This window comes from Pseudomonas sp. RC10-4-2 (assembly GCF_050433085.1).
Taxonomy (GTDB): Bacteria; Pseudomonadota; Gammaproteobacteria; order Pseudomonadales; family Pseudomonadaceae; genus Pseudomonas; species Pseudomonas aeruginosa.
Map to the genome: position 1 here is coordinate 950,162 of NZ_JBNPXX010000001.1, position 21,829 is coordinate 971,990.

The 21,829-nt window shown below is 62.6% G+C and carries 21 protein-coding genes, 1 tRNA gene and 1 pseudogene; 19 read left to right on the top strand and 4 right to left on the bottom strand.

The annotated features are described in order from the left end of the window. Positions 1-35 precede the first annotated feature (35 nt). The 12 genes from phnD to phnP all read left to right on the top strand — a co-directional run bounded on the left by phnD (position 36) and on the right by phnP (position 9,772). Positions 36-1,040: a phosphonate ABC transporter substrate-binding protein gene (phnD, locus tag FHW81_RS04460; RefSeq protein ID WP_003113119.1), complete on the top strand. Its 1,005-nt coding sequence runs from the start codon at positions 36-38 to the stop codon at positions 1,038-1,040. Positions 1,041-1,107: 67 nt separating this feature from the next. Continuing rightward, complete coding sequence (phnE, locus tag FHW81_RS04465; protein WP_003091793.1) at positions 1,108-1,902, top strand: phosphonate ABC transporter, permease protein PhnE; 795 nt, start codon at positions 1,108-1,110, stop codon at positions 1,900-1,902. Between the two features lie 20 nt (positions 1,903-1,922). Further along, positions 1,923-2,645 carry a phosphonate metabolism transcriptional regulator PhnF gene (gene phnF, locus FHW81_RS04470; RefSeq protein WP_003091792.1) on the top strand — a complete coding sequence of 241 codons (723 nt, stop codon included), beginning with the start codon at positions 1,923-1,925 and terminating at the stop codon, positions 2,643-2,645. Positions 2,646-2,654: 9 nt separating this feature from the next. Continuing rightward, entirely contained in the window at positions 2,655-3,113 is a 459-nt protein-coding gene (gene phnG, locus FHW81_RS04475) for a phosphonate C-P lyase system protein PhnG (protein ID WP_003098697.1), read from the top strand. Next, complete coding sequence (gene phnH, locus FHW81_RS04480; RefSeq protein ID WP_003113122.1) at positions 3,113-3,742, top strand: phosphonate C-P lyase system protein PhnH; 630 nt, start codon at positions 3,113-3,115, stop codon at positions 3,740-3,742. The genes phnG and phnH overlap by 1 nt, the downstream gene beginning before the upstream one ends. Continuing rightward, entirely contained in the window at positions 3,742-4,842 is a 1,101-nt protein-coding gene (locus FHW81_RS04485; protein ID WP_003098699.1) for a carbon-phosphorus lyase complex subunit PhnI, read from the top strand. Before phnH ends, FHW81_RS04485 begins: the two co-directional genes overlap by 1 nt. Then, positions 4,839-5,723, top strand: a complete 885-nt coding sequence (locus FHW81_RS04490; RefSeq protein ID WP_003098700.1) for an alpha-D-ribose 1-methylphosphonate 5-phosphate C-P-lyase PhnJ — start codon at positions 4,839-4,841, stop codon at positions 5,721-5,723. Before FHW81_RS04485 ends, FHW81_RS04490 begins: the two co-directional genes overlap by 4 nt. Then, on the top strand, positions 5,720-6,535 hold the full coding sequence (phnK, locus tag FHW81_RS04495; RefSeq protein ID WP_003098701.1) for a phosphonate C-P lyase system protein PhnK: 816 nt from the start codon (positions 5,720-5,722) through the stop codon (positions 6,533-6,535). Before FHW81_RS04490 ends, phnK begins: the two co-directional genes overlap by 4 nt. Before the next feature lie 49 nt (positions 6,536-6,584). Continuing rightward, positions 6,585-7,301, top strand: a complete 717-nt coding sequence (gene phnL / locus FHW81_RS04500) for a phosphonate C-P lyase system protein PhnL (RefSeq protein WP_003098702.1) — start codon at positions 6,585-6,587, stop codon at positions 7,299-7,301. Then, entirely contained in the window at positions 7,291-8,454 is a 1,164-nt protein-coding gene (locus FHW81_RS04505; protein WP_003091776.1) for an alpha-D-ribose 1-methylphosphonate 5-triphosphate diphosphatase, read from the top strand. Before phnL ends, FHW81_RS04505 begins: the two co-directional genes overlap by 11 nt. Then, the gene (gene phnN, locus FHW81_RS04510) at positions 8,454-9,011 is read left to right on the top strand and encodes a phosphonate metabolism protein/1,5-bisphosphokinase (PRPP-forming) PhnN (RefSeq protein ID WP_003098703.1); all 558 of its coding nucleotides are present in this window, start codon (positions 8,454-8,456) and stop codon (positions 9,009-9,011) included. The genes FHW81_RS04505 and phnN overlap by 1 nt, the downstream gene beginning before the upstream one ends. After that, the gene (phnP, locus tag FHW81_RS04515; RefSeq protein WP_003122225.1) at positions 9,002-9,772 is read left to right on the top strand and encodes a phosphonate metabolism protein PhnP; all 771 of its coding nucleotides are present in this window, start codon (positions 9,002-9,004) and stop codon (positions 9,770-9,772) included. The genes phnN and phnP overlap by 10 nt, the downstream gene beginning before the upstream one ends. A 38-nt stretch (positions 9,773-9,810) precedes the next feature. Here the strand turns inward: phnP and FHW81_RS04520 are convergent, their stop codons facing one another. From FHW81_RS04520 to FHW81_RS04535, 4 genes are all read right to left on the bottom strand, one after another. Next, positions 9,811-9,996 carry a PA3371 family protein gene (locus tag FHW81_RS04520; RefSeq protein WP_003098706.1) on the bottom strand — a complete coding sequence of 62 codons (186 nt, stop codon included), beginning with the start codon at positions 9,994-9,996 and terminating at the stop codon, positions 9,811-9,813. A 51-nt stretch (positions 9,997-10,047) separates the two neighbouring features. Next, positions 10,048-10,194 carry a hypothetical protein gene (locus tag FHW81_RS04525; protein ID WP_003122226.1) on the bottom strand — a complete coding sequence of 49 codons (147 nt, stop codon included), beginning with the start codon at positions 10,192-10,194 and terminating at the stop codon, positions 10,048-10,050. Between the two features lie 89 nt (positions 10,195-10,283). Then, positions 10,284-10,562, bottom strand: a complete 279-nt coding sequence (locus FHW81_RS04530) for a hypothetical protein (RefSeq protein ID WP_003113127.1) — start codon at positions 10,560-10,562, stop codon at positions 10,284-10,286. 192 nt (positions 10,563-10,754) lie between these two features. Beyond that, the gene (locus FHW81_RS04535; RefSeq protein ID WP_003091762.1) at positions 10,755-11,273 is read right to left on the bottom strand and encodes a GNAT family N-acetyltransferase; all 519 of its coding nucleotides are present in this window, start codon (positions 11,271-11,273) and stop codon (positions 10,755-10,757) included. Between the two features lie 119 nt (positions 11,274-11,392). Here FHW81_RS04535 and FHW81_RS04540 point away from each other — a divergent pair. The 7 genes and pseudogenes from FHW81_RS04540 to FHW81_RS04570 all read left to right on the top strand — a co-directional run bounded on the left by FHW81_RS04540 (position 11,393) and on the right by FHW81_RS04570 (position 21,792). Further along, positions 11,393-11,469, top strand: a tRNA-Arg gene (locus FHW81_RS04540). Between the two features lie 1,753 nt (positions 11,470-13,222). Then, a pseudogene (locus FHW81_RS04545) lies at positions 13,223-13,471 on the top strand (DUF6531 domain-containing protein); the annotation flags it as partial. Positions 13,472-13,744: 273 nt separating this feature from the next. Then, positions 13,745-14,371, top strand: a complete 627-nt coding sequence (locus tag FHW81_RS04550) for an RHS repeat protein (protein ID WP_060852943.1) — start codon at positions 13,745-13,747, stop codon at positions 14,369-14,371. A gap of 14 nt (positions 14,372-14,385) precedes the next feature. After that, positions 14,386-17,043 (top strand): RHS repeat-associated core domain-containing protein, encoded by a 2,658-nt coding sequence (locus tag FHW81_RS04555; protein WP_023091128.1) that lies wholly within the window; start codon positions 14,386-14,388, stop codon positions 17,041-17,043. A 21-nt stretch (positions 17,044-17,064) separates the two neighbouring features. Beyond that, positions 17,065-17,634 carry a HEAT repeat domain-containing protein gene (locus tag FHW81_RS04560; RefSeq protein WP_078450959.1) on the top strand — a complete coding sequence of 190 codons (570 nt, stop codon included), beginning with the start codon at positions 17,065-17,067 and terminating at the stop codon, positions 17,632-17,634. A gap of 1,190 nt (positions 17,635-18,824) precedes the next feature. Continuing rightward, the gene (locus tag FHW81_RS04565) at positions 18,825-20,078 is read left to right on the top strand and encodes an O-antigen polymerase (RefSeq protein ID WP_003122406.1); all 1,254 of its coding nucleotides are present in this window, start codon (positions 18,825-18,827) and stop codon (positions 20,076-20,078) included. A 673-nt stretch (positions 20,079-20,751) separates the two neighbouring features. After that, entirely contained in the window at positions 20,752-21,792 is a 1,041-nt protein-coding gene (locus tag FHW81_RS04570; RefSeq protein WP_003091756.1) for an aliphatic amidase, read from the top strand. Positions 21,793-21,829 lie beyond the last annotated feature (37 nt).

A 21,829-nucleotide genomic window follows, 5' to 3' on the forward strand; every position in this document is an offset into this window, starting at 1 on the left:
AAAAACCCGCCAAACCCTGCCCAGGAGTTCTCTCCATGTTGAAACGCTTCAGTCGTGTGCTCGCGGCTTCCGCCCTGCTCGCCGGCTCCCTTGCCGGGATGGCGCACGCCGACCAGCCGGTGATCAATTTCGGGATCATCTCCACCGAGTCGTCGCAGAACCTCAAGAGCATCTGGGAACCCTTCCTCAAGGACATGAGCCAGCAGACCGGCTACCAGGTGAAGGCCTTCTTCGCCCCCGACTACGCCGGGATCATCCAGGGCATGCGTTTCGACAAGGTCGACATCGCCTGGTACGGCAACAAGGCCGCCATGGAAGCGGTGGATCGCGCCCACGGCGAGATCTTCGCCCAGACCGTCGCCGCCAGTGGCGCGCCGGGCTACTGGAGCCTGCTGATCGCCAACAAGGACAGCAAGATCGACAGCCTCGAGGACATGCTGGCGAACGCCAAGAGCCTGACCTTCGGCAACGGCGATCCGAACTCCACGTCCGGCTACCTGGTGCCCGGCTACTACGTGTTCGCCAAGAACAACGTCGACCCGGTCAAGGCCTTCAAGCGCACCCTCAATTCCAGCCATGAGGTCAACGCACTGGCGGTGGCCAACAAGCAGGTCGACGTCGCCACCTTCAATACCGAGGGCATGGAGCGCCTGGAATTGACCCAGCCGGAGAAGGCCAGGCAGCTCAAGGTGATCTGGAAGTCGCCGCTGATCCCGGGCGACCCGCTGGTGTGGCGCAACAACCTGAGCGACGAGCAGAAGAACAAGCTGCGCGACTTCTTCTTCAAGTACGGCGCCAACGCCGAGCAGAAGAAGGTCCTCGCCGACCTGCAATGGTCGAAGTTCCAGCCCTCCGACGACGACCAGTTGCTGCCGATCCGCCAGCTCGAGCTGTTCAAGCAGCGCACCGACGTGGCGAACAACGCCAACCTCGGCGCCGAGGAGAAGGCCGCCAAGCTGAAGGCCCTCGACGAGGAGCTGGCCAAGCTGGAGAAACGCATGGCCGAGCGCGAGCAGAAAACCGCCGCCAACGCCGGCTGATCCACCCCGGGCGCGGCCGGCGCCGCGCCCCACCCGATTCGCCAATACCGCTGTCGAGATTCCCGATATGAGCACTCTGAGCACCACTGCCGCGGCGGCCGCCACCGGCAAGCCATCCTGGGGTCGCCTGGTCGGCTGGGGCCTGTTCCTCGCCATCCTCGCCTGGTCCTGGAAGGGCGCGGAAATGAACCCGGCCGTGCTGTTCCGCGACGCCGGCAACATGGCGACCTTCGCCGCCGACTTCTTCCCGCCGGACTTCGGCAACTGGAAGCTCTACCTCAGCGAGATGCTGGTCACCGTGCAGATCGCCCTCTGGGGCACGGTGCTGGCGATCGTCTGCGCCATCCCGCTGTCGATCCTGGCCTCCGAGAACATCGTGCCCTGGTGGGTCTACCAGCCGGTGCGGCGGGTGATGGATGCCTGCCGTTCGATCAACGAGATGGTCTTCGCCATGCTCTTCGTGGTCGCCGTCGGCCTGGGCCCGTTCGCCGGCGTGCTGGCGCTGTTCATCAGCACCACCGGGGTGCTCGCCAAGCTCTTCGCCGAGGCGGTCGAGGCGATCGACCCCGGTCCGGTCGAAGGCGTCCGCGCCACCGGTGCCAGCGCCCTGCAGGAGGTCATCTTCGGGGTCATCCCGCAGGTCCTGCCGCTGTGGATCTCCTATTCGCTGTACCGCTTCGAGTCCAACGTACGTTCCGCCACCGTGGTCGGGATGGTCGGCGCCGGCGGCATCGGCGTGATCCTCTGGGAGGCCATCCGCGGCTTCCAGTTCGGCCAGACCTGCGCCGTGCTGATCGTGATCATCGTGGTGGTGAGCCTGATCGACGTTCTGTCACAACGCCTGCGCAAGCTGTTCATCTGACGACGCGAGGAGGGCGCCTGGTGCGCCCTTTCCAAACCATGCACTTGTCTAGACAAAGCGAACCGCTGTACCGCGAACTGGCCGAACGGCTGCGCCAGGAACTGCTGGCCTACCGCCCCGGCGACTACCTGCCCGGCGAGATCCAGCTGGCCCAGCGCTTCGCGGTGAACCGCCATACCCTGCGCAGGGCGCTCGACGAACTGGTGCTCGAAGGCCGCGTGCTGCGGCGCCAGGGCAAGGGCACCCAGGTCCTGGAGGCGCCGACGATCTACCCGATGGGCGCCGCCAACGCCTACACCGAGTCGCTCTCGGCCCAGGGCCACCGGGTCGAGGCCCGGCTGCTGGAGGCGCGCCAGCGTCCGGCCGGCGCCGCCGAGGCCACCCACCTGGGGATCGGCGAGGGCGGGCGGGTGCTGGAACTGACCACCCTGCGTTACCTCGACGGACAGCCAGTGAGCCTGATCCGCCATTGCTACGCCGTTTCCCGCAGCGAGCTGCTCGCCGACTACCAGGGCGGTTCGCTGCGTCGCTACCTGGCCGACAAAGGCCTGCCGCTGACCCGCACCTACAGCCTGATCGGTGCGCGCCTGCCCAACCGCGAGGAGGCGGCGCGCCTGCTGATGCCCCGCCATGCGCCGTTGCTCACCGTCCTCACCCTGTCCCGCGACCGTACCGGCCAACCGGTGGAACTGGCCCAGTCGATCAGCCGCGCCGATCGCTTCCAGTACCAGGTCGCCCCCTAGGAGAAGCCCATGACCGCCTTGCATTCCGATCCCACCATCGCCGCACGACAGCGCTGGATGGGCGTGCTCGCCCGCGCCCGTCGCGAGGAGCTGGACGCCCATGCGGACGCCCTGCGCGATGCCGACTATCACCTGCTGCGCGCCGCCGAGACCGGCATGACCCTGGTGCGCGGACGCATGGGCGGCACCGGCAGCCCGTTCAACCTCGGCGAGATGACCGTGACCCGCTGCGTGGTGCGGCTCGGTGACGGACGCACCGGCTACAGCTATGTCGCCGGGCGCGACAAGCGCCACGCCGAACTGGCCGCCCTGGCCGACGCGCACCTGCAGGGCGCCGACGCGGCGGCCTGGCAGGCGCGCCTGATCGAACCGCTGGCCCGCACCCAGGCCGAGCGCCGCGCCGCCCAGGAGGCGGAAATCGCCACTACCAAGGTGGAGTTCTTCACCCTGGTCCGAGGAGAAGATTGATGACCAGCGCTTCGCTTCCCAGCCCGGCGGATACCGCCGCGCTATTGCAACCGGCGTTCCAGGACCCGGTCCTGGATGCCCAGCGGAGTTTCCGCGCGGCGCTCAAGGCCCTCGCCGAACCGGGGCTGGTGCGCAACCTCGACCGCGCACCGGCGCTGGCCGCGTTGCAACCGGCCAGCTACGCGCTGTGCCTGAGCTTCCTCGACTCCGACACCCCGCTGTGGCTGGCGCCGGGTCTCGACAGCCCGACGTTGCGCGCCAACCTGGCCTTCCATTGCGGCTGCCCGATCGTCGCCGAGCGTGAGCAGGCGCTGTTCGCTTTGCTCGACGAAGGCGAGCTGGACGACCTGAGCGGCTTCGACAGCGGCAGCGACCGTTATCCGGACCAGTCCTGCACCCTGCTGATCCAGCTTGCCGGCCTCGATGGCGGCGCCTCGCTGGAGTGGCGCGGACCGGGCATCGCCGAAGTGCGCCAGGTGGCGTTGCCGGTGAGCGCCGGGTTCTGGGCACAGCGCGCCGCACGCACCGAATTCCCCAGGGGCCTGGATGCTTTCTTCGCCGCTGGCGAGCGCATCCTCGGCCTGCCACGCAGTACCCGGGTCAGCGAACCCGTCGAGGAGGTGGCCTGATGTACGTAGCCGTCAAGGGTGGCGAGAAGGCCATCGACAACGCCCATCGCCTGCTGGCGCGCAAGCGCCGCGGCGATACCGCGCTGCCGGAGCTGTCGGTGGAGCAGATCCGCCAGCAGATGCCGCTGGCCGTGTCGCGGGTGATGACCGAGGGTTCGCTGTACGATGAGCAACTGGCGGCACTGGCGATCAAGCAGGCGGCCGGCGACCTGATGGAAGCGATCTTCCTTCTCCGCGCCTACCGCACCACGCTGCCGCGCTTCGCCGCCAGCCTGCCGCTGGACACCGCCGGGATGCGTCTGCAACGACGGATCTCGGCGACCTACAAGGACCTGCCGGGCGGGCAACTGCTCGGTCCGACCTTCGACTATACCCATCGCCTGCTCGACTTCAGCCTGCTCGCCGAGGGCGACTACCCCGGCCCCGAAGTGGAGCGGGGCGCGTCCCTGGAGCCTTGTCCGCGCGTGCTCGGCCTGCTCGACCGGGAAGGCCTGATGACGCCGGAGTACGAGCTGCCCGGCGCGGTGCCGGATATCACCCGCGAGCCGCTCGACTTCCCCACCGGCCGCGCCCAGCGCCTGCAGGCCCTGGCCCGCGGCGACGAGGGCTTCCTTCTCGCCCTGGGCTATTCGACCCAGCGCGGCTACGGCCGCAACCATCCGTTCGCCGGGGAGATCCGCATCGGCGCCTGCGAGGTCTGGCTGGAGCCCGAGGAACTCGGCTTCGCGGTGCCGGTGGGCGAGATCGAGGTCACCGAGTGCGAGATGGTCAACCAGTTCGTCGGTTCCCGCGAGGAACTGCCGCAATTCACCCGTGGCTACGGCCTGGCCTTCGGCTACGCCGAGCGCAAGGCGATGGGCATGGCCCTGGTCGACCGCGCCCTGCGCGCCGAGGAATACGGCGAGGAGGTGGTGTCGCCGGCGCAGCAGGAAGAGTTCGTCCTGATGCACTGCGACAACGTCGAGGCCGGCGGCTTCGTCTCGCACCTGAAGCTGCCGCACTACGTCGATTTCCAGTCCGAGCTGGAGCTGATTCGCAAGCTGCGTCGTCCCGGCGTCGCCGAATCCGCGCAACCCACTGACCAGGAGAAGCGCGCATGAGCCTTTCCCCGCAAGCCAGCGCCGCGCCGGAGCAGGGCTACAACTTCGCCTACCTCGACGAGCAGACCAAGCGCATGATCCGCCGCGGCCTGCTCAAGGCGGTGGCGATCCCCGGCTACCAGGTGCCCTTCGGCGGCCGCGAGATGCCGCTGCCCTACGGCTGGGGCACCGGCGGCATGCAGGTGACCGCGGCCATCCTCGGTGCCGACGACGTGCTCAAGGTGATCGACCAGGGCGCCGACGACACCACCAACGCGGTATCCATCCGGCGTTTCTTCGCCCGCACCGCCGGGGTCGCCACCACCGAACGGACCCCGGAGGCGACGGTGATCCAGACCCGCCACCGGATACCGGAAACCGCCCTGAGCGGCGAGCAGATCATGGTCTACCAGGTGCCGATCCCCGAGCCGCTGCGCTTCATCGAGCCTTCCGAGGCGGAGACCCGGACCATGCATGCGCTCGACGACTACGGGGTGATGCACGTGAAGCTCTACGAGGACATCGCCACCTTCGGCCATATCGCCACCAGCTATGCCTACCCGGTTACGGTGGACGAGCGCTACGTGATGGATCCCTCGCCAATTCCCAAGTTCGACAACCCCAAGCTGGACATGAGCCCGGCGCTGATGCTGTTCGGCGCAGGTCGCGAGAAACGCCTGTACGCGGTGCCGCCGTTCACCCGGGTGGCGAGCCTGGACTTCGAGGACCACCCCTTCGAAGTCCAGCGCTGGGAGGAAAGCTGCGCCTTCTGCGGCAGCCACGAGTCCTACCTGGACGAACTGATCGTCGACGACCGTGGCGGCAAGCGCTTCGTCTGTTCCGACACCGATTACTGCACGCAGCGGCGTGCCTGCCAGGAAGAAGGGGAGGACGCGCAATGAACGCGGTCTGCGAATCCATCGATGCGAACCTCGACGCGCGCGATCGGCCGCTGCTCTCGGTGCGTGGCCTGACCCGCCTGTACGGGCCGGAAAAGGGCTGCCAGGAGGTCGACTTCGATCTCTACCCCGGCGAGGTGCTGGGCATCGTCGGTGAGTCCGGCTCGGGCAAGTCGACCCTGCTCTCGTTGCTCTCCGGGCGCTGTCCGCCGGACGCCGGCACGGTCGCTTACCGCGACGACGGCGACCGCTGGCTGGACCTCTACGCCGCCAGCGAAGCCGAGCGGCGCACCCTGCTGCGCACCGAGTGGGGCTTCGTCGAGCAGAACCCGCGCGACGGCCTGCGCATGGGCGTGTCCGCCGGCGCCAACATCGGCGAACGGCTGATGGCCCAGGGCGTGCGCCACTACGGTCGGCTGCGCCAGGCCGGGCTGGACTGGCTGGAACAGGTGGAGATCGATCCGCTGCGCATCGACGACCTGCCGCGAACCTTTTCCGGCGGCATGCAGCAGCGCCTGCAGATCGCTCGCAACCTGGTCTCGGCGCCACGCCTGGTGTTCATGGACGAACCCACCGGCGGCCTCGACGTGTCGGTGCAGGCGCGCCTGCTCGACCTGCTGCGCGGCCTGGTGCGCGAGCTGGACCTGGCGGTGGTGATCGTCACCCACGACCTGGCGGTGGCGCGCCTGCTCGCCGACCGCCTGATGGTCATGCGCCGTTCGCGGGTGGTGGAAGCCGGTCTCACCGACCAGATTCTCGACGACCCGCAGCATCCGTACACGCAATTGCTGGTGTCGTCGGTCCTGCAACCCTGAGCCGAAGCGTCGGCGCCGGTCCGCGCGACGGGCGCCCGGAGAAGTAGCGATGAACAACCTGATCGAGGTCCGCGACCTCAGCAAGACCTTCACCCTGCACCAGCAACAGGGCGTAGTGCTCAATGTGCTGCGCGGGCTCAACTTCAATGTCGCCGGCGGCGAATGCCTGGTGCTCCACGGACGCTCCGGCGCCGGCAAGAGCACCCTGCTGCGCACGCTCTACGGCAACTACCTGCCGGCCGGCGGCAGCATCCGCCTGCGCCACGCCGGCGACTGGTTGGAACTGGTCGGCGCCGAGCCTCGCGAGGTGCTCGCCGTGCGTCGCCAGACCCTCGGCTACGTCAGCCAGTTCCTGCGGGTGATCCCGCGGGTGGCGACCCTCGACGTGGTCATGGAGCCGGCCCTGGCCCGTGGCTGGAGCCGCGACAGCGCCGAACTGCGGGCGCGCAGCCTGCTGGCCCGGCTGAACATCCCGGAACGCCTCTGGCAACTGGCGCCGGGTACCTTTTCCGGCGGCGAGCAGCAACGCGTCAACATTGCCCGCGGCTTCATGGTCGAGTGGCCGATCCTGCTGCTCGACGAGCCGACCGCGTCCCTCGACGAAGCCAACCGCCAGGTAGTGCTGGAGCTGATCGGCGAAGCCAAGGCCGCTGGCGCCGCGTTGATCGGCATCTTCCACGACCGCGCCGCCCGCGAGGCGGTGGCCAGCCGCTACCTGGACATGAGCCAGGAGCTTTCCCGTCAGGAGCAAGCCCATGTCGTCTGAACGCGTTCTCAGCAATGCCCGGGTAGTCAGCGCCGAGCGGGTCTTCGTCGGCAGCGTGCTGCTGCGCGACGGCCTGATCGCCGCGGTCGACGAAGGCCGCAGCCACCTGGCCGGGGCCGAGGACCTGGGGGGCGACTACCTGCTGCCCGGTCTGGTCGAGCTGCACACCGACAACCTGGAGAAGCACATGACCCCGCGTCCCGGCGTCGACTGGCCATCGGCCTCGGCGGTGCTGGCGCACGACGCGCAGATCGTCGCCGCGGGAATCACCACGGTGTTCGACGCGCTGTCCATCGGCGACGTCAACCCCAAGGGCAAGCGCATGCAGCAGTTGCCGAAGATGCTCGAGGCCATCGGCGAGGCCGCCGCCAGCGGCGACGCGCGCGCCGACCATCGCCTGCACCTGCGTTGCGAGGTCAGCCATCCGCAGACGCTGGAGGTGTTCCGCGAACTGGTCGAGCATCCGCTGGTGCAACTGGTCTCGGTGATGGACCACGCCCCCGGCCAGCGCCAGTTCGCCAGGCTGGAGAAGTACCGCGAGTACTACCAGGGCAAGTACCACCTGAGCGATGCCGAGATGGACGCCTTCATCGTCGAGCAGGTAGCCAACTCCGAGCGCTACAGCGACGCCGCCCGTGCGGCCATCGTCGATGTCTGCCAGGGACGCGGCCTGTCGGTGGCCAGCCATGACGACGCGACCCTCGCGCATGTCCGCGAGTCGGCCGGCTACGGCATGGCCATCGCCGAGTTCCCGACCACCGTGGAGGCCGCCAGGGCCAGCCACGAGCACGGCCTGCAGGTGCTGATGGGCGCGCCCAACGTGGTCCGCGGCGGTTCCCACTCGGGCAACGTGGCGGCGGCGCAACTGGCGGGAATCGGCGTGCTGGATATCCTTTCCAGCGACTACTATCCGGCCAGCCTGCTGCATGCGGCCTTGCTGCTCGCCGGCGAGCACAGCGAGTATGATGCGATCCGCTACGACCTGCCGCGCGCGGTGGCGATGGTCAGCCGTACCCCGGCGCTGGCCGCCGGGCTGACCGATCGTGGCGAAATCCGCGTCGGCCTGCGCGCCGATCTGCTGCAGGCGCGGGCGCTCGGCAACAACCAGCCGGTGGTGCGTCAGGTCTGGCGCGGCGGGCAGAGAGTGTTCTGATGACAGGCAGACTGATTTATCTGATGGGGCCTTCCGGCTCGGGCAAGGACAGCCTGTTGCAGGCCGCGCGCGAGCCCCTGGCGCTGCGCGGCTGCCGTATCGTGCGGCGGGTGATCACGCGCTCCGCGGAAGCGGTGGGGGAGGACGCCCAGGCGGTGACTCCGGCGCAGTTCGACACCCTCGAGCGGGCCTCGGCGTTCGCCATGAGCTGGCGCGCGAACGGCCTTTGCTATGGCATTCCGGTGCAGATCGACGAGTGGCTGGCGCAGGGCTACGACGTGCTGGTGAACGGCTCGCGCGGCTACCTGGCGCAGGCCCGCCGGCGCTATCCGGATCTGCTCGCGGTCCTGCTCGGGGTGAAACCCGAGGTGCTGCGCCAGCGCCTGCTGGCGCGCGGCCGGGAAAGCCCCGAGGAAATCGAGGCGCGCCTGGCGCGTAACGCCGAGTTCGCCGCCGGCCTGGAGGGCCCGCTGTTCCAACTGGACAACTCCGGTGATCTCGACGACACGCTACGCACCCTCCTGGCCCGTCTCGGCAGCGACCGCGCATGCGCCTGACCCTGCTCGGCACCGGCGACGCCCGCCAGGTGCCGGTCTACGGTTGCGATTGCCCGGCCTGTCGCAACGCCCGCGCCGACGCCGGCCTGCGTCGCCGTCCCTGTAGCGCGCTGCTGGAGTGCGCCGGCCAGCGCTGGCTGATCGACAGCGGCCTGGTCGATCTCTGCGAGCGCTTCCCGCCCCATAGCCTCGATGGCATCCTCCAGACCCATTACCACGCCGACCACGCCCAGGGCCTGCTGCACCTGCGCTGGGGCCAGGGTCTGGTGATCCCGGTGCACGGCCCGGCCGACCCGGAGGGCCTCGCCGACCTCTACAAGCATCCGGGCATCCTCGATTTCAGCCAGCCCTTCGGCGCCTTCGAGCGGCGCCAGTGGGGCGCGCTGGCGGCGACCGCGTTGCCGCTGGTCCACTCGAAGCCAACCTTCGGCTACTTGCTGGAGGGGGCTTCCGAGGAGGGAACGATACGGCGCCTGGCCTACCTCACCGATACCGTCGGGCTGCCGGCGGACAGCGCCTCGCGATTGCTCGCGGCGCCGCTGGACCTGCTGGTGCTGGACTGCTCGATGCCGCCGCAGGAGCGGCCGCCGCGCAACCACAACGACCTCACGCGGGCACTGGAGTGCATCGAATCGCTGCGTCCCCGGCGGGCCGTGTTGACTCACGTCGGGCATACGCTGGACGCCTGGCTGCTGGACCACCCCGCTGCGTTGCCCGAAGGGGTGGAACTGGCGCGCGACGGCGTGTGCCTGCCGCTGTGAGCGACGCTGTAGCGCCCGGTAAAGCGCTGCGGGCGAAATCAGTCCAGGCTTGGATCGAAGCGGATTCGCCGACCTACCACCAGTGCAAACAGCAGCCATGCGCCGGAAATGCCCAGCAGTCCCCAGGCGCACCAGGCGAGGAGGGTGGCCTCGGGCGGCAGGCTCAGCGCCAGGATCGCGCTGGCGATCACTACGAACAGAAGAATGACGGCGGATCGTGACATGGTTTCACTCCCGGAGCCCTCTCCGTCGGGCTCGCTGTTCCTTGTGCCGGCTCAGTGGCGCCGAGGTTCCGTGGCGCCCTTGTCGCTCAGCGGAAGCTTCGCTGGATATTCGTCTCCTCCGTGCTCTATCAGCCAGAGCAGCCCGTAGACGCCGACCGAAAGGGCCAGGGCGGTCAGCGGCAAAGCCAGGATCCACATGTTCTTTCTCCCTTTCCGCCCGCCAGCATCCCGGGGACCTGTGCGGCGGTGTAGCGTCGTTGGATGCCGGTCTCCCGGCGCTTGCTTCGTCAGAATGTCCAGGCCTGTTCGTCGGCCGCGGTCACCAGCGCCGTGCCGCGCTCGTCCTCGCCTACGGTGACGATGCGCGGGGATTCGTCGGGCGCCTGGATCACCAGTTGTTGCGCAGCGGGTGCCCACTGCGGCGTTGCGTTGCTGTCCAGCACTACCGGCCTTTCGCCGTTGCGTTCCTGCGTCCTGTCCTCGTCGCCCAGTGCGCTGTTCTGGAAGACTACGAGAGCCAGCAGGGAAAGAAGTCCGGTGCCGACCAGGTTGCGTGAGCTGCTCATGTTCACCTCCATTTCGTAGCTTTGCCAGGCAGATGGCCAAGGTTTGATCCTGAGGGTCTTGTAGCAGCGGTTGTGCCAACTTTTTTCTATAAAAAATCCTTTTAAATCAATGAATTATATATGTGCCCGAGACTCTCTCGCATGCACTTTGCACGGATGGGCATTTTACCGGTTGCAAAATGCATGATGATGTCAGCCCAGATGCAGCGCCAGGCTTACGCCGTGGCTGGTGAACCCTAGCGCGGCATAGAAGCGCTGCGCGGTTTCCCGGTCCTGGTGGCTGGAAAGCGCCAGTTTGTAGCAGCCCCAACTGCGCGCGCGCTCCACGGCCCGGCCGATCAGTTCGCGGCCTACGCCCTGGCCGCGGGCGTGGCGGTCGACCACCATGTCTTCGAGAATCGCCGAGCGGGCGAAATCGTGCGCCAGGTGTTCGATCAGATGCAGGGTGCAGGTGCCGAGCAGGCGCTCGCCGCGCTCGGCCACCAGGGTGACCCGGTCGCCGCGCGGTCGTTGCAGCTGGATGGCCAGCAACGCCGGGTCCGGGCGCGGATCGGCGCTACCGAGTTGCTGTAGCAGCAACGACAGGCGCGGCGCGTCGTGCTCGCTGGCGATCCGCACGTCGAAGCTGGCGAAGGGGGAGTCCGGTATCCGCGGCTGGCGCGGGGCGTCCGGCAGGTCCTGTGCGGCGGGAATGGCGACGGTCTGGTTCATGCTGCACCTCCAGGGTTGCGGAAAATTATGCGCAGCCTTGGTGGCAGTGGCATGACAAACGCTTTCTCTGCCGTTAACATGCCGCCCGGACGCGGCGCACCGCTCGCCATGTCCGGCGTGTCCCGGTAGCTCAATTGGATAGAGCATCCCCCTCCTAAGGGGAAGGTTGGAGGTTCGACCCCTCTCCGGGACGCCAAATATATCGGGCACTTACCGCACATCGCTTCTCCCGGGCCAGTTCTTTGTCAGGGCATGGTGGGTGCAGTAAGCCTACAAAGAAAGCCTCGTCCTGAATCGCTCAGACGGGGCTTTTCCATGCCGGCCAGCTCAAATGTCTGTCGTCAGCGCCAGCAGGACAACCGGGTGGCCTGCGCCGCTCCCGGTAAGCTCGATCCTCGCTTTCCCTTCTCATCGCGACCTTCGCGCGCGTTCTTAATTCTCCGAATACCCTACCAAGCGCATCGCTGGATGCAGCTTCGAGATCTTTCACCTTCATCGAGAGCACGTCCTCATTGTGGTTTTCCGGGCAGTTCTAGCCTAGTGCCATTACGTCGAGGTCTGGGCTCGATGTGATGGTGTGCCTAAGGGCGGTGCCGGCAGATCGCATCCAGGCGAATGAGGTGCTGGAGATAGGCGGAATTTTCCGCCGATCAGGAGGGGCCAGAAACTTTCCGGACTCTGGCCGGAGGGGAGTGCGGAATCATTGCAGATCCTGGCCATGCCATGCCGGAAAATTTTCCGGTATATGGCGGGAAAGTATCCGGCACATGCGACGGGCACGCTTTTGTACCGTATCGGGTGGGTCCCTCGGCGACTGGTCTGGCAAGGTAGGTTTTTCTCACTTTCCCCCATTAGTAGTGGTCGTGATCTGTGGTGCCTGACTGTCTCCTCAACGTTGTGGGCACGGTCGCGCGACCCTCTCCTGAAAATTCAGGAATTTCGTCCCCAGCTCAAAAGAACGTTTTGCGTCCTTTAGCCTGGGCGAGATACTGGGAGTTTTCCTGCATTGCAGGAGATCCGAACTGGCGATTTTCCGGTTTTGCCGGGGTGTCGTTTCATCGTCCTTGGGCATAGCGGGACGGTATCCTCATTGGCCGTCCTCCATTGGAGTTTTTGCCGCCGGCGGTGGCCGCAAGGCAGGCCGACTGCGCCACCTCGTCCGAGGTCGGTAGATTCCTGGCTTAATCACCTTGGCCGCGTGCTTGCTCCCGTCTGGCTCACGGACAGAAATTTGCGTAAACGCCGTCGGTTCTTAAGACTGGCTCACGGAATACAGTGAACATCTATACGAAACTCGACTGCCGGATATGATCGGCACTGGATTTGGGGCGAATAGTAAGCCGGGTAGATGATCGAGGGGGCTCCATTGCGAACAGGGATGTGGCAGGAAATGGAGGTTCTTTGTAGGTGCTCATCAAATTCCGCTCGACTTTCTAACAGCGAGACGCGAGAGAGTGGGCTGGGCGCGCTAAGCACGTCCACGAATCACTCTGCACTATGTTTGTCCGGTTTCGCAGTTGCAGACCGGGCTTTTTATTGTCCCGGAGAAAGGATGGATGAGAATTAAGACACGTATATCAGCCCTGAGGATGTCGCTTTTTATGGCGTGCTTATTGCCTTCGCTATTTTTTGCTCGGGACGTTAATGCACAACAGTTTTATTGGGCTTTGGCATTTCCTTCTGCCGTTTCTGGGGGGAGCTACAGCTCACCGTCGTCGGCGTGCGCTGTTGTGTTCGACTATTTCAAGTCGAGAACTAACTGGATCGAATCCGTGGAGCCTGTGCGAAGAAATGACAGGGCTTTTGATTGCTTTGCGCGCGGCACGGATCCTTCTGGAAGTGCGCACTCTGGAAATGTTGGAGCTATCTCTAGATTTGGCGATTCGTGTCCTTTAGGTGCTGAATATAATGCGGAAACAGGCAGTTGTGATTGTCGGTCAGGGTATGAAATGGATGACTCTGGCTGTAAGATTCCAGATAAAAACGGCCTCGAAAAGGGACCGCCTCCACCAGAGGGCTGCGCAGGAAATCCGGTCAATATCACCAATGGCAACAAATACCAAGTTGAACACGACTTAAGTATTCCGATCCCGTTGACCCGGTACTACAATGGCCTGGACAGCTTGTGGCGACATTCGTATTCTGCGCGTATAACACGCAAGGATGATGGCTTCCTACTCTACCGCGAAAACGGAAAAGCCTCGGAGTTCACGGGATCGGGAAAAGATCTAACCTCCATCACAGACCTGGGCAGGCTTAGCCGGTTACCAGGAAAGTTTAGCTACACCTCCGAACTCAACGAAGTGATGGAGTTCGACCAGAATGGAATACTCACTAAACTCACTACCAAGGAAGGTCGCAAATATCGTGTAGAGCGAGGCGCTAATCTTACGATTGGCGACGAGCATGGCAACAAGCTCGTTCTCTCGGAGGGAGCCAACCATCAACTCCTTCGCGCTCAGATAGGGGGTATGTCCATTGAGTACACATACGACAAGGAACAGCGACTCACTTCGGTAACACGGACAGATGGGCAATACAGCACGAAAACACAGTACCTCTATGACGACCCGAGGAACATAAAACTACTTACAGGCATCCAGGATAACAATAATCGCCGCTTCGCCACCTGGGCCTACGACAACCAAGGCCGCGCCATCTCCAGCGAACACGCCAACGGCGCCGAAAAGGTCTCCCTCGCCTACAACGATGACGGCTCCACCACCGTCACCAACGAATACGGCAAGCAGGCCACCTACCGCTTCCAGGTGATCCAGGGCATCAAACGCATCGTCGCCATCGAAGGCGAGCCCTCTCCCAACTGCCCCAGCAGCAATTCCACCTTCACCTACGACGAACGCGGCCTGCTCAGCAGCAAACGCGACAACAACGGCAACCTGACCACTTACCAGTACAACGCCCGTGGCCTGGAGACCTCGCGCACCGAGGCCGCCGGCACTGCGCAGGCGCGCACCATCACAACCGACTGGCACCCGACCCTGTTCCTCCCAGTGCAGGTCAGCGAGCCCGGCCGGATCACCCGCTACCAGTACGACGCCGAGGGACGCAAGACCGGCGAGACCGTCACCACCCGCTGACAAGGACGACCCCCATGCGCATCCCCCCATACTTCCCCCGCCTCGGCGCCCTCGCCCTGGCCTGCGCCCTGGCCCTGCCCGCGCAGGCGGCCGAGCGCGCCTGGAGCTACAGCTACAACGCCCTCGGCCTGATCGAGCGCGCCGACGGTCCGCGCACCGATGTGCAGGACGTCACCCTCTATGCCTACGACAGTCGCGGCAACCTGACCCAGGTGACCAACGCCCTCGGCCAGGTCACCCGCCTCGGCGACTATGACGAGCGCGGCAAGCCCGGCAGCATCACCGATGCCAACGGCGTCACCAGCAGCCTCGCCTACACCGGCGTCGACGGCTGGCTGGCCTCCGTCAGCACCGCTGGCAGCACCACCCGCTTCGACTATGACGCGGTCGGCCAGATCACCCGCGTCACCCGCGGCGACGGCAGTTGGCTGAGCTACGAATACGACGACGCACGGCGGCTGGTGGCGATCGGCAACAACCTCGGCGAACGCCTCGAATACGACGTCGACACCAAGGGCAATCGCACCGCCCAGCGCATCAAGGACGCCAGCGGCAGCATGGTGCGTCAGCAGCAATGGGCCTACGACGAGCTTGGCCGGCTGCTCCGTGCGGTCGGCGCCGGCGGCCAGACACGCAGCTTCGCCTACGACCTCAACGACAATCCGGTCGGCGAAACCAACCCGCGCCAGTTCGCCCACAGCCAGGCCTTCGACGCCCTCGACCGGCTGGTCGGCCAGAGCGATCCTCTCGGCGGCAAGACCCAACTCGCCTACGACGCCCAGGACAACCTCACCGAGGTCAAGGACCCGCGCGGCGTCACCACCCGCTACGAATACGACGGCCTCGGCAACCTGACCCGACTGGTCAGCCCGGACAGCGGCACCACCACCTTCGAGCACGACGCCGCCGGCAACGTCATCCGCCGCACCGACGCTCGCGGTGCGGTCACCGAGTATCGCTACGACGCCCTCAATCGCCTGATCGAGCGCCACTCGCCGAGCGACCCGAGCCTCGACGTACAGTACCGCTACGACCTCACCGCCGACGGCAACAAGGGCATCGGCCGCCTGGGCGCCATCGAAGGTGCCCGCGACAGCCTGGTGTACCGCTACGACGAGCGCGGCAACCTGGTCGAGCAGGTACGCAGCATCCGCCTCGACCAGCAGACCCTGCTCGACCGCGTGACCTACCGCTACGACGCGGCCAACCAACTGCTGGAGATCGGCTACCCCTCCGGCCTCGCCATCGGCTACCCGCGCAATGCCGGCGGCCAGGTCGCCAGCGTGACCCTGGCAGTGGGCGACAAGGCACCGAGCACCCTGGTCGGGCAGATCGCCTACCTGCCCTTCGGCCCGCTGCAGCGCCTGACCTGGGGCAACGGCATCGCCCTCAGCCGCGAGTACGACCAGGACTACCAACTGCTGCGGCAGAAGGTCGGCCCCTGGCAGAGCGACTACCAGCACGATGCCAATGGCAATATCCAGCAGCACCGCCACAGCCTCTGGGGCACCCTGGACTACCAGTACGACCCGCTGGACCGCCTGACCGAGGAACGCGGCGTCCAGGGCGGGCGCAGCTACGCCTACGACGCGGTCGGCAACCGCACCCAACGCAGCGACAACCCCGCCTCAGGCGGCACCGCCAGCAGCCAGGACTACCAGTACGCGCCCGACAGCAACCGATTGACCGCCATCGGCGCGCAAGCGGTGACCAGCGACGCCGCCGGCAACCTCACCCAGGACCGCGCCGCGCGCAAACTGGCCTACGACACCCAGGGCCGCCTGCAAAGCGTCAGCCTCGACGGCCAGCAGGTCGCCGAATACCGCTACAACGCCCTCGGCCAGCGCATCGTCAAGCTCACCCCCGAGAGCGTCACCACCTACCTCTACGGTCCCGACGGCCAGTTGCTCGGCGAAGCCGAACACGACGGCAGCGGCCGGAAACTGCGAGCCCAGTACTACCTGTGGCTGGACAGCCTGCCGCTGGCCACCATCGACGCCGACTACGACGCCCAGGGCAAGGTCGGCAACCCGACCCTGCTCTACCTCCATGGCGACCACCTCGACACCCCGCGCCTGGCCACCGACGCCAGCGGCCAGATCGCCTGGCAGTGGCAGTCCGACGCCTTCGGCCGCGGCGAAGCGCTGAGCCAGGGCAGCACCCAGGTCAACCTGCGCTTCCCCGGGCAGTACTACGATGCGGAGAGCGGGCTGCACTACAACTACTTCCGCGACTATGATCCGGAGACTGGGCGGTATGTGGAGAGTGATCCGATTGGGTTGGCCGGCGGCTTGAATACGCTTGGATATGCCGGCCAAAATCCTGTAATGCACCAAGATCCTGATGGCTTGGCATTTATGCTTTTAGCTCTCCCCTTTGCAGGTGGAACCAGCCTAGGCTCTGCGCTCACATCAGCTACAGCATTAGGAATAGGGGCTTGGGGGCTAACCACCCTTGGTGACTCCCCCGTGCAAATGGCTGCTCCAGGGAACGTAGCTGATTCGCAAATTGTTCGAGATTACGGCGAAGACGCATCTCAAGCACGCCAGTGTGGAGGTAAAGCCCCTGATCGATGTGAATGGCTTGAGCAAAACAAAAATAACTATCGCCCTGACCAGGTTAAGGCAACCCAAAAAGCATGGGGATGTCGTAGAAGTAGGCATGGTCGTTAAACTTAAATAGTGGAGTACGAAATGATTGACGACCTTGACGAGTCATCCTCAATACTTAGGCTGCTCGTTGCAGACTCACTTAAAAGATGGACAGATAATGCTCTTCTTGGTCTGCTAAGTGAACAGGATGCTATTGTTAGAACCGCCGCAGCTCGAGAGCTACAGATGAGAGGGGGGCGTGACATATTTGAGAAAGTTCAGCATCTATCTGGAAACGAGAATCCCGAGACTCGGGAGATTGCAGCTTTCATTCTTGGGCAAATTGGAACACCTAAAATGCCTTTTAAGGATGAATCGCTTCCGACCCTGTTATCGCTTGCAGATGATGAGGATGCGGGGGTTCGATCAGCCACTGCTGCTGCATTTGGACATTTGTGCTATGAAAGTATGCCTCTCAATGTAGAGAAATGCTTAATTAAGCTTTGCTCTGACAGTAATGAAAGTGTCAGGGCATGTGCAGCATATGCACTAGGTAACTCTTCTGGAGGAAAAGAAGTTCGAATTTTACTTGAAAAGCTTTTGGCTCAAGAAGGAGTTGGCGAATATGCCGAGCTTGGGCTTGAAATTCTTGAGGCCAAAAAAAATAAATAATTAAATATTGAATGATGGATGTAAAGTGCACGTTGGGGACTCTGTTGAGGATTTCCCGAATCAGGTGAAATGTACCGATCCCGTTACCCTGCTTTCCGATGAGGCAGGTGAGTTTCTCTGATACCGAGAGAAAAGGGGCAGATTTATTTTTACTACTCTAACTTCGGCGACTGCGCCCACGCTGAACTACCCAAAGCAAATAACTCGCTAAACCATGCGCCCTTGCCTAGGCATCGCGAAGTTCCTTTACGGCATCTGCTCTGGAGCCTCCATGCTAGGAGGATTAGAGTAGAGAAAATAAATCTGTCCCCTTTATGCTCAAAGCAAATAACTCGCTCAACCATGCGCCCTTACCTAGGCATCGCGAAGTTCCTTTACGGCATCTGCTCTGGAGCCTCCATGCTAGAAAAATTAGAGTAGAGAAAATAAATCTGTCCCCTTTATGCTCCTGAAGATGCACAAAACTGGGGGCTTGATGAGGCTGGTATTTCAATTGAGGCGGAACCATTTGGATTAGTATTCTGGCCGCAATCTGAAACTGAAGATCCAGTTAGATTTATTTCCAGAAAAGAGATCAGCTAGTCTTGCTGGAAATATAAAGGGGAATGGGGCAGATTTATTTATGTCACCTGACTTTCCAGAAGGTATAAGCCCAGCCCTGCGCTGGGCTTTTTCCTCCGCGATTTAGCCGATTACCTTGCACCGAGTAGCGCTCGTTGGCGGGCTTTTTCCGAGAAAAGGGGACCGAGAAAAGGGGACCGAGAAAAGGGGATAGACTTATTTTTACTACTCTAATTTCAGCGACTGCGCCCACGCTGAACTACTCAAAGCAAATAACTCGCTAAACCATGCGCCCTTGCCTAGGCATCGCGAAATTCCTTTACGGCATCTGAACTGGAGTCTCCATGCTAGAAAATTAGAGTAGAGAAAATAAATCTGTCCCCTTTATGGGTCCCCTTTATGGTCGTATGAGGAATGTTCGGGTGGAAGCGTTAAGATCACTAGCGCCGTGGCAGAATCTCTGACAGTACCTATGCGACCTACACCAATACTGATGGCACAACCCTGAACCTAACCGCAGGACGGTACGCCGAGCTTTGAAGCAATGAACAGCTGGATCCTGAAGTGAATCGTAGCCACAGAGATGTGGCTATCGGCTACAATCGGCGCCTGTCAGTCTGGAGGATGCCATGTACGCGATGCTCACCGGTGCAACCCTGCTCATATTTGCAGTGGCTGCGAGGCTTCTAGCGCGTAGCGCCATACACCCCTCGGTCGCTATGCCTATCACCTGGGGGCTAGGTCTCATCGGTGTCAGTCTAGCATCGTTGATAGGGTTCTACCGTGTCGAGTCTGATGCACTGCTAATTTTTCTGTTTGGTGTGATGTCATTCTCCCTCTCCGCTGGGTGTTTCTCGTTTCTTTACAACGGTTACTTTCGTGCGCCGAGTTCAAATTTTCTGTTCGATAGCGAACTTCGGACCAGGGCGCTCGTAATCTTTTTCTGCTTGGCGCACATCGTATTTCTTACGGTAATTTATAGAGACTTGTCTTCTATAGCTCCAACACTGCGCGAGGCTGCGTATATGGCGCGCGCCCAGTCTGTATCCGGTGAGCCCGTTTTAAGCTCGCTCTCAATGAACTATTTACAGCTTGGACAGACCGTCATACCACTTGTGGTTTTACTATACTTGCGCGGTAAGTGTGGAGTCCTAGGCTTCTTGGCTATATCTGTTCCATGGATGGGGGTTATCTTGCTCGCAAGTGGTCGAGCATCACTTATGCAGATGCTTGTCGGGTTATTCTTTATCTACATACTTGTCAAGGGGAGTCCTTCTTTAAAAAGCCTTCTTGTAATAGGTTTGGCAATGTTTTTAGTTATTGCTGTTGGCGCTGTCGCTACATCCAAGATTCAATTTCATGAAGGTGATGGGATCTCGACTCTTTTCATAGAGCTCTATCGTCATGTGGCGGGATATGCTTTGCAAGGGCCTGTTCTCTTCGATAGGTACTATCAGGGCTCAATACATTTAGAGCCATATTGGTCGCCGCTAAATGGCTTTTGCAGCATATTGGCTACAGTTGGTCTCTGCCAGAAACCCCCTCTTCATCTTGACTTCTATGAGTATGCGCCTGGTGAACTCGGCAACGTTTACTCGATGTTCTTCTCAATGTATCCGCACTATGGCGCTTTGGGCGTAATAGGAGTGATGGCTCTGTATGGAATGCTTTGCTCTTATGCATACTGTAAAGCGAAGAAAGGTAGCCTATACTTTACAGTCCTTTCCTCGTACCTCTTTTCTGCCATTGTCTTTTCCCTGTTCAGTGACCAGATATCCACCTCCTGGTGGTTCTACGTCAAGATGACAATAATTCTTGGAATTCTGTGCTTCGTATTCAGGCGAGATCGAATGTTCGTGATCCGCCTTCCACAAGCTGGGTAATCATCAGTGGTTTGTATTGTGCTGTATATGGCTTTCGTTAGAAATCCCTCTCAAACTCCCTAGCATCTGCATCAATGGCGTCCCTCTTCGGGACGCTATGTGCCAAACTTCCGTCGTTCTGCGTTGCAGGAAAGAATATCTCCATACCATATCTCGTATGCATATGCGCCAACTCCATAAGGAGAGAAATTATTTGGCAATGAGCTAATATTCGAGCGAATTTCATGCTTCTTGCCGTTAATGTGTAGACAGTATTTATTACCTGGGCTCTACCTTGGGGACTCCCCGCATCGCTCCTGATGTCTCTGAGCTTGTTTTCACCTCTTGGGATTGCCTTGCCGCCTGTCTTCGTCACCATCGGGGCGCGGCAAGCGACTGTTTCCAGTGCCTGACTGTGTAGAATTCCCATAGAGGCTTGGTACGTCGCCCAGAAGGCTGGATGCTTCGGATGCCGTTTGCATACGCTTGTCACTTCCATGTTTTACATAACGATACATGAACCTTGACAGCTCCTTCCGACGGGGCTTATAAGTGGCGCCATCAGGTCGTGCGCATCAGCGTCGATGTCGCGGGACCGAACCTAACGCATACGCACAGAGCAAATGGGCTCTCCCGGGGTTACCCGGGAGGGCCTTTTTTCGTCCCGAAAAAATAACAACAAGAGGTGATACCCATGCGTCACGGCGATATTTCCAGCAGCAACGACACCGTCGGAGTGGCGGTGGTCAACTACAAGATGCCGCGCCTGCACACCGCGGCGGAGGTCCTGGACAACGCCCGGAAGATCGCCGACATGATCGTTGGCATGAAGCAGGGCCTGCCCGGCATGGACCTGGTGGTGTTCCCCGAGTACAGCCTGCAGGGCATCATGTACGATCCGGCGGAGATGATGGAAACCGCGGTGGCGATCCCCGGCGAGGAAACCGAGATATTCTCCCGCGCCTGCCGCAAGGCCAACGTCTGGGGCGTATTCTCCCTCACCGGCGAACGGCACGAGGAGCATCCGCGCAAGGCGCCGTACAACACCCTGGTGCTGATCGACAACAACGGCGAGATCGTCCAGAAGTACCGCAAGATCATTCCCTGGTGCCCCATCGAGGGCTGGTATCCCGGTGGCCAGACCTACGTCAGCGAAGGGCCGAAGGGCATGAAGATCAGCCTGATCATCTGCGACGACGGCAACTACCCGGAAATCTGGCGCGACTGCGCGATGAAGGGCGCCGAGCTGATCGTGCGCTGCCAGGGCTACATGTATCCGGCCAAGGACCAGCAGGTGATGATGGCCAAGGCCATGGCCTGGGCCAACAACTGCTATGTGGCGGTGGCCAACGCCGCCGGCTTCGACGGCGTGTATTCCTACTTCGGCCACTCGGCGATCATCGGCTTCGACGGTCGTACCCTGGGTGAGTGCGGCGAGGAGGAAATGGGTATCCAGTACGCCCAGCTGTCGCTTTCGCAGATCCGCGATGCGCGCGCCAACGATCAGTCGCAGAACCACCTGTTCAAGATCCTCCACCGCGGCTACAGCGGCTTGCAGGCGTCCGGCGATGGCGACCGGGGCCTGGCGGAGTGTCCGTTCGAGTTCTACCGCACCTGGGTCACCGACGCCGAGAAGGCGCGCGAGAATGTCGAGCGACTGACCCGCTCGACTACCGGTGTGGCGCAATGCCCGGTCGGCCGGCTGCCCTACGAGGGACTGGAGAAGGAGGCCTGACGGCAGACGCCGCCAGCCCGGCGTGCCGTCGTGCGGC

Excerpts from the sequence above, each read along its gene's own strand:
- phnD (WP_003113119.1), top strand. The coding sequence starts at position 36 with ATGTTGAAACGCTTCAGTCGTGTGCTCGCGGCTTCCGCCCTGCTCGCC.
- phnE (WP_003091793.1), top strand. The coding sequence starts at position 1,108 with ATGAGCACTCTGAGCACCACTGCCGCGGCGGCCGCCACCGGCAAGCCA.
- phnG (WP_003098697.1), top strand. The coding sequence starts at position 2,655 with ATGACCGCCTTGCATTCCGATCCCACCATCGCCGCACGACAGCGCTGG.
- phnH (WP_003113122.1), top strand. The coding sequence starts at position 3,113 with ATGACCAGCGCTTCGCTTCCCAGCCCGGCGGATACCGCCGCGCTATTG.
- FHW81_RS04485 (WP_003098699.1), top strand. The coding sequence starts at position 3,742 with ATGTACGTAGCCGTCAAGGGTGGCGAGAAGGCCATCGACAACGCCCAT.
- FHW81_RS04490 (WP_003098700.1), top strand. The coding sequence starts at position 4,839 with ATGAGCCTTTCCCCGCAAGCCAGCGCCGCGCCGGAGCAGGGCTACAAC.
- phnK (WP_003098701.1), top strand. The coding sequence starts at position 5,720 with ATGAACGCGGTCTGCGAATCCATCGATGCGAACCTCGACGCGCGCGAT.
- phnL (WP_003098702.1), top strand. The coding sequence starts at position 6,585 with ATGAACAACCTGATCGAGGTCCGCGACCTCAGCAAGACCTTCACCCTG.
- FHW81_RS04505 (WP_003091776.1), top strand. The coding sequence starts at position 7,291 with ATGTCGTCTGAACGCGTTCTCAGCAATGCCCGGGTAGTCAGCGCCGAG.
- phnN (WP_003098703.1), top strand. The coding sequence starts at position 8,454 with ATGACAGGCAGACTGATTTATCTGATGGGGCCTTCCGGCTCGGGCAAG.
- phnP (WP_003122225.1), top strand. The coding sequence starts at position 9,002 with ATGCGCCTGACCCTGCTCGGCACCGGCGACGCCCGCCAGGTGCCGGTC.
- FHW81_RS04520 (WP_003098706.1), bottom strand. The coding sequence starts at position 9,996 with ATGTCACGATCCGCCGTCATTCTTCTGTTCGTAGTGATCGCCAGCGCG.
- FHW81_RS04525 (WP_003122226.1), bottom strand. The coding sequence starts at position 10,194 with ATGTGGATCCTGGCTTTGCCGCTGACCGCCCTGGCCCTTTCGGTCGGC.
- FHW81_RS04530 (WP_003113127.1), bottom strand. The coding sequence starts at position 10,562 with ATGAGCAGCTCACGCAACCTGGTCGGCACCGGACTTCTTTCCCTGCTG.
- FHW81_RS04535 (WP_003091762.1), bottom strand. The coding sequence starts at position 11,273 with ATGAACCAGACCGTCGCCATTCCCGCCGCACAGGACCTGCCGGACGCC.
- FHW81_RS04550 (WP_060852943.1), top strand. The coding sequence starts at position 13,745 with ATGTCCATTGAGTACACATACGACAAGGAACAGCGACTCACTTCGGTA.
- FHW81_RS04555 (WP_023091128.1), top strand. The coding sequence starts at position 14,386 with ATGCGCATCCCCCCATACTTCCCCCGCCTCGGCGCCCTCGCCCTGGCC.
- FHW81_RS04560 (WP_078450959.1), top strand. The coding sequence starts at position 17,065 with ATGATTGACGACCTTGACGAGTCATCCTCAATACTTAGGCTGCTCGTT.
- FHW81_RS04565 (WP_003122406.1), top strand. The coding sequence starts at position 18,825 with ATGTACGCGATGCTCACCGGTGCAACCCTGCTCATATTTGCAGTGGCT.
- FHW81_RS04570 (WP_003091756.1), top strand. The coding sequence starts at position 20,752 with ATGCGTCACGGCGATATTTCCAGCAGCAACGACACCGTCGGAGTGGCG.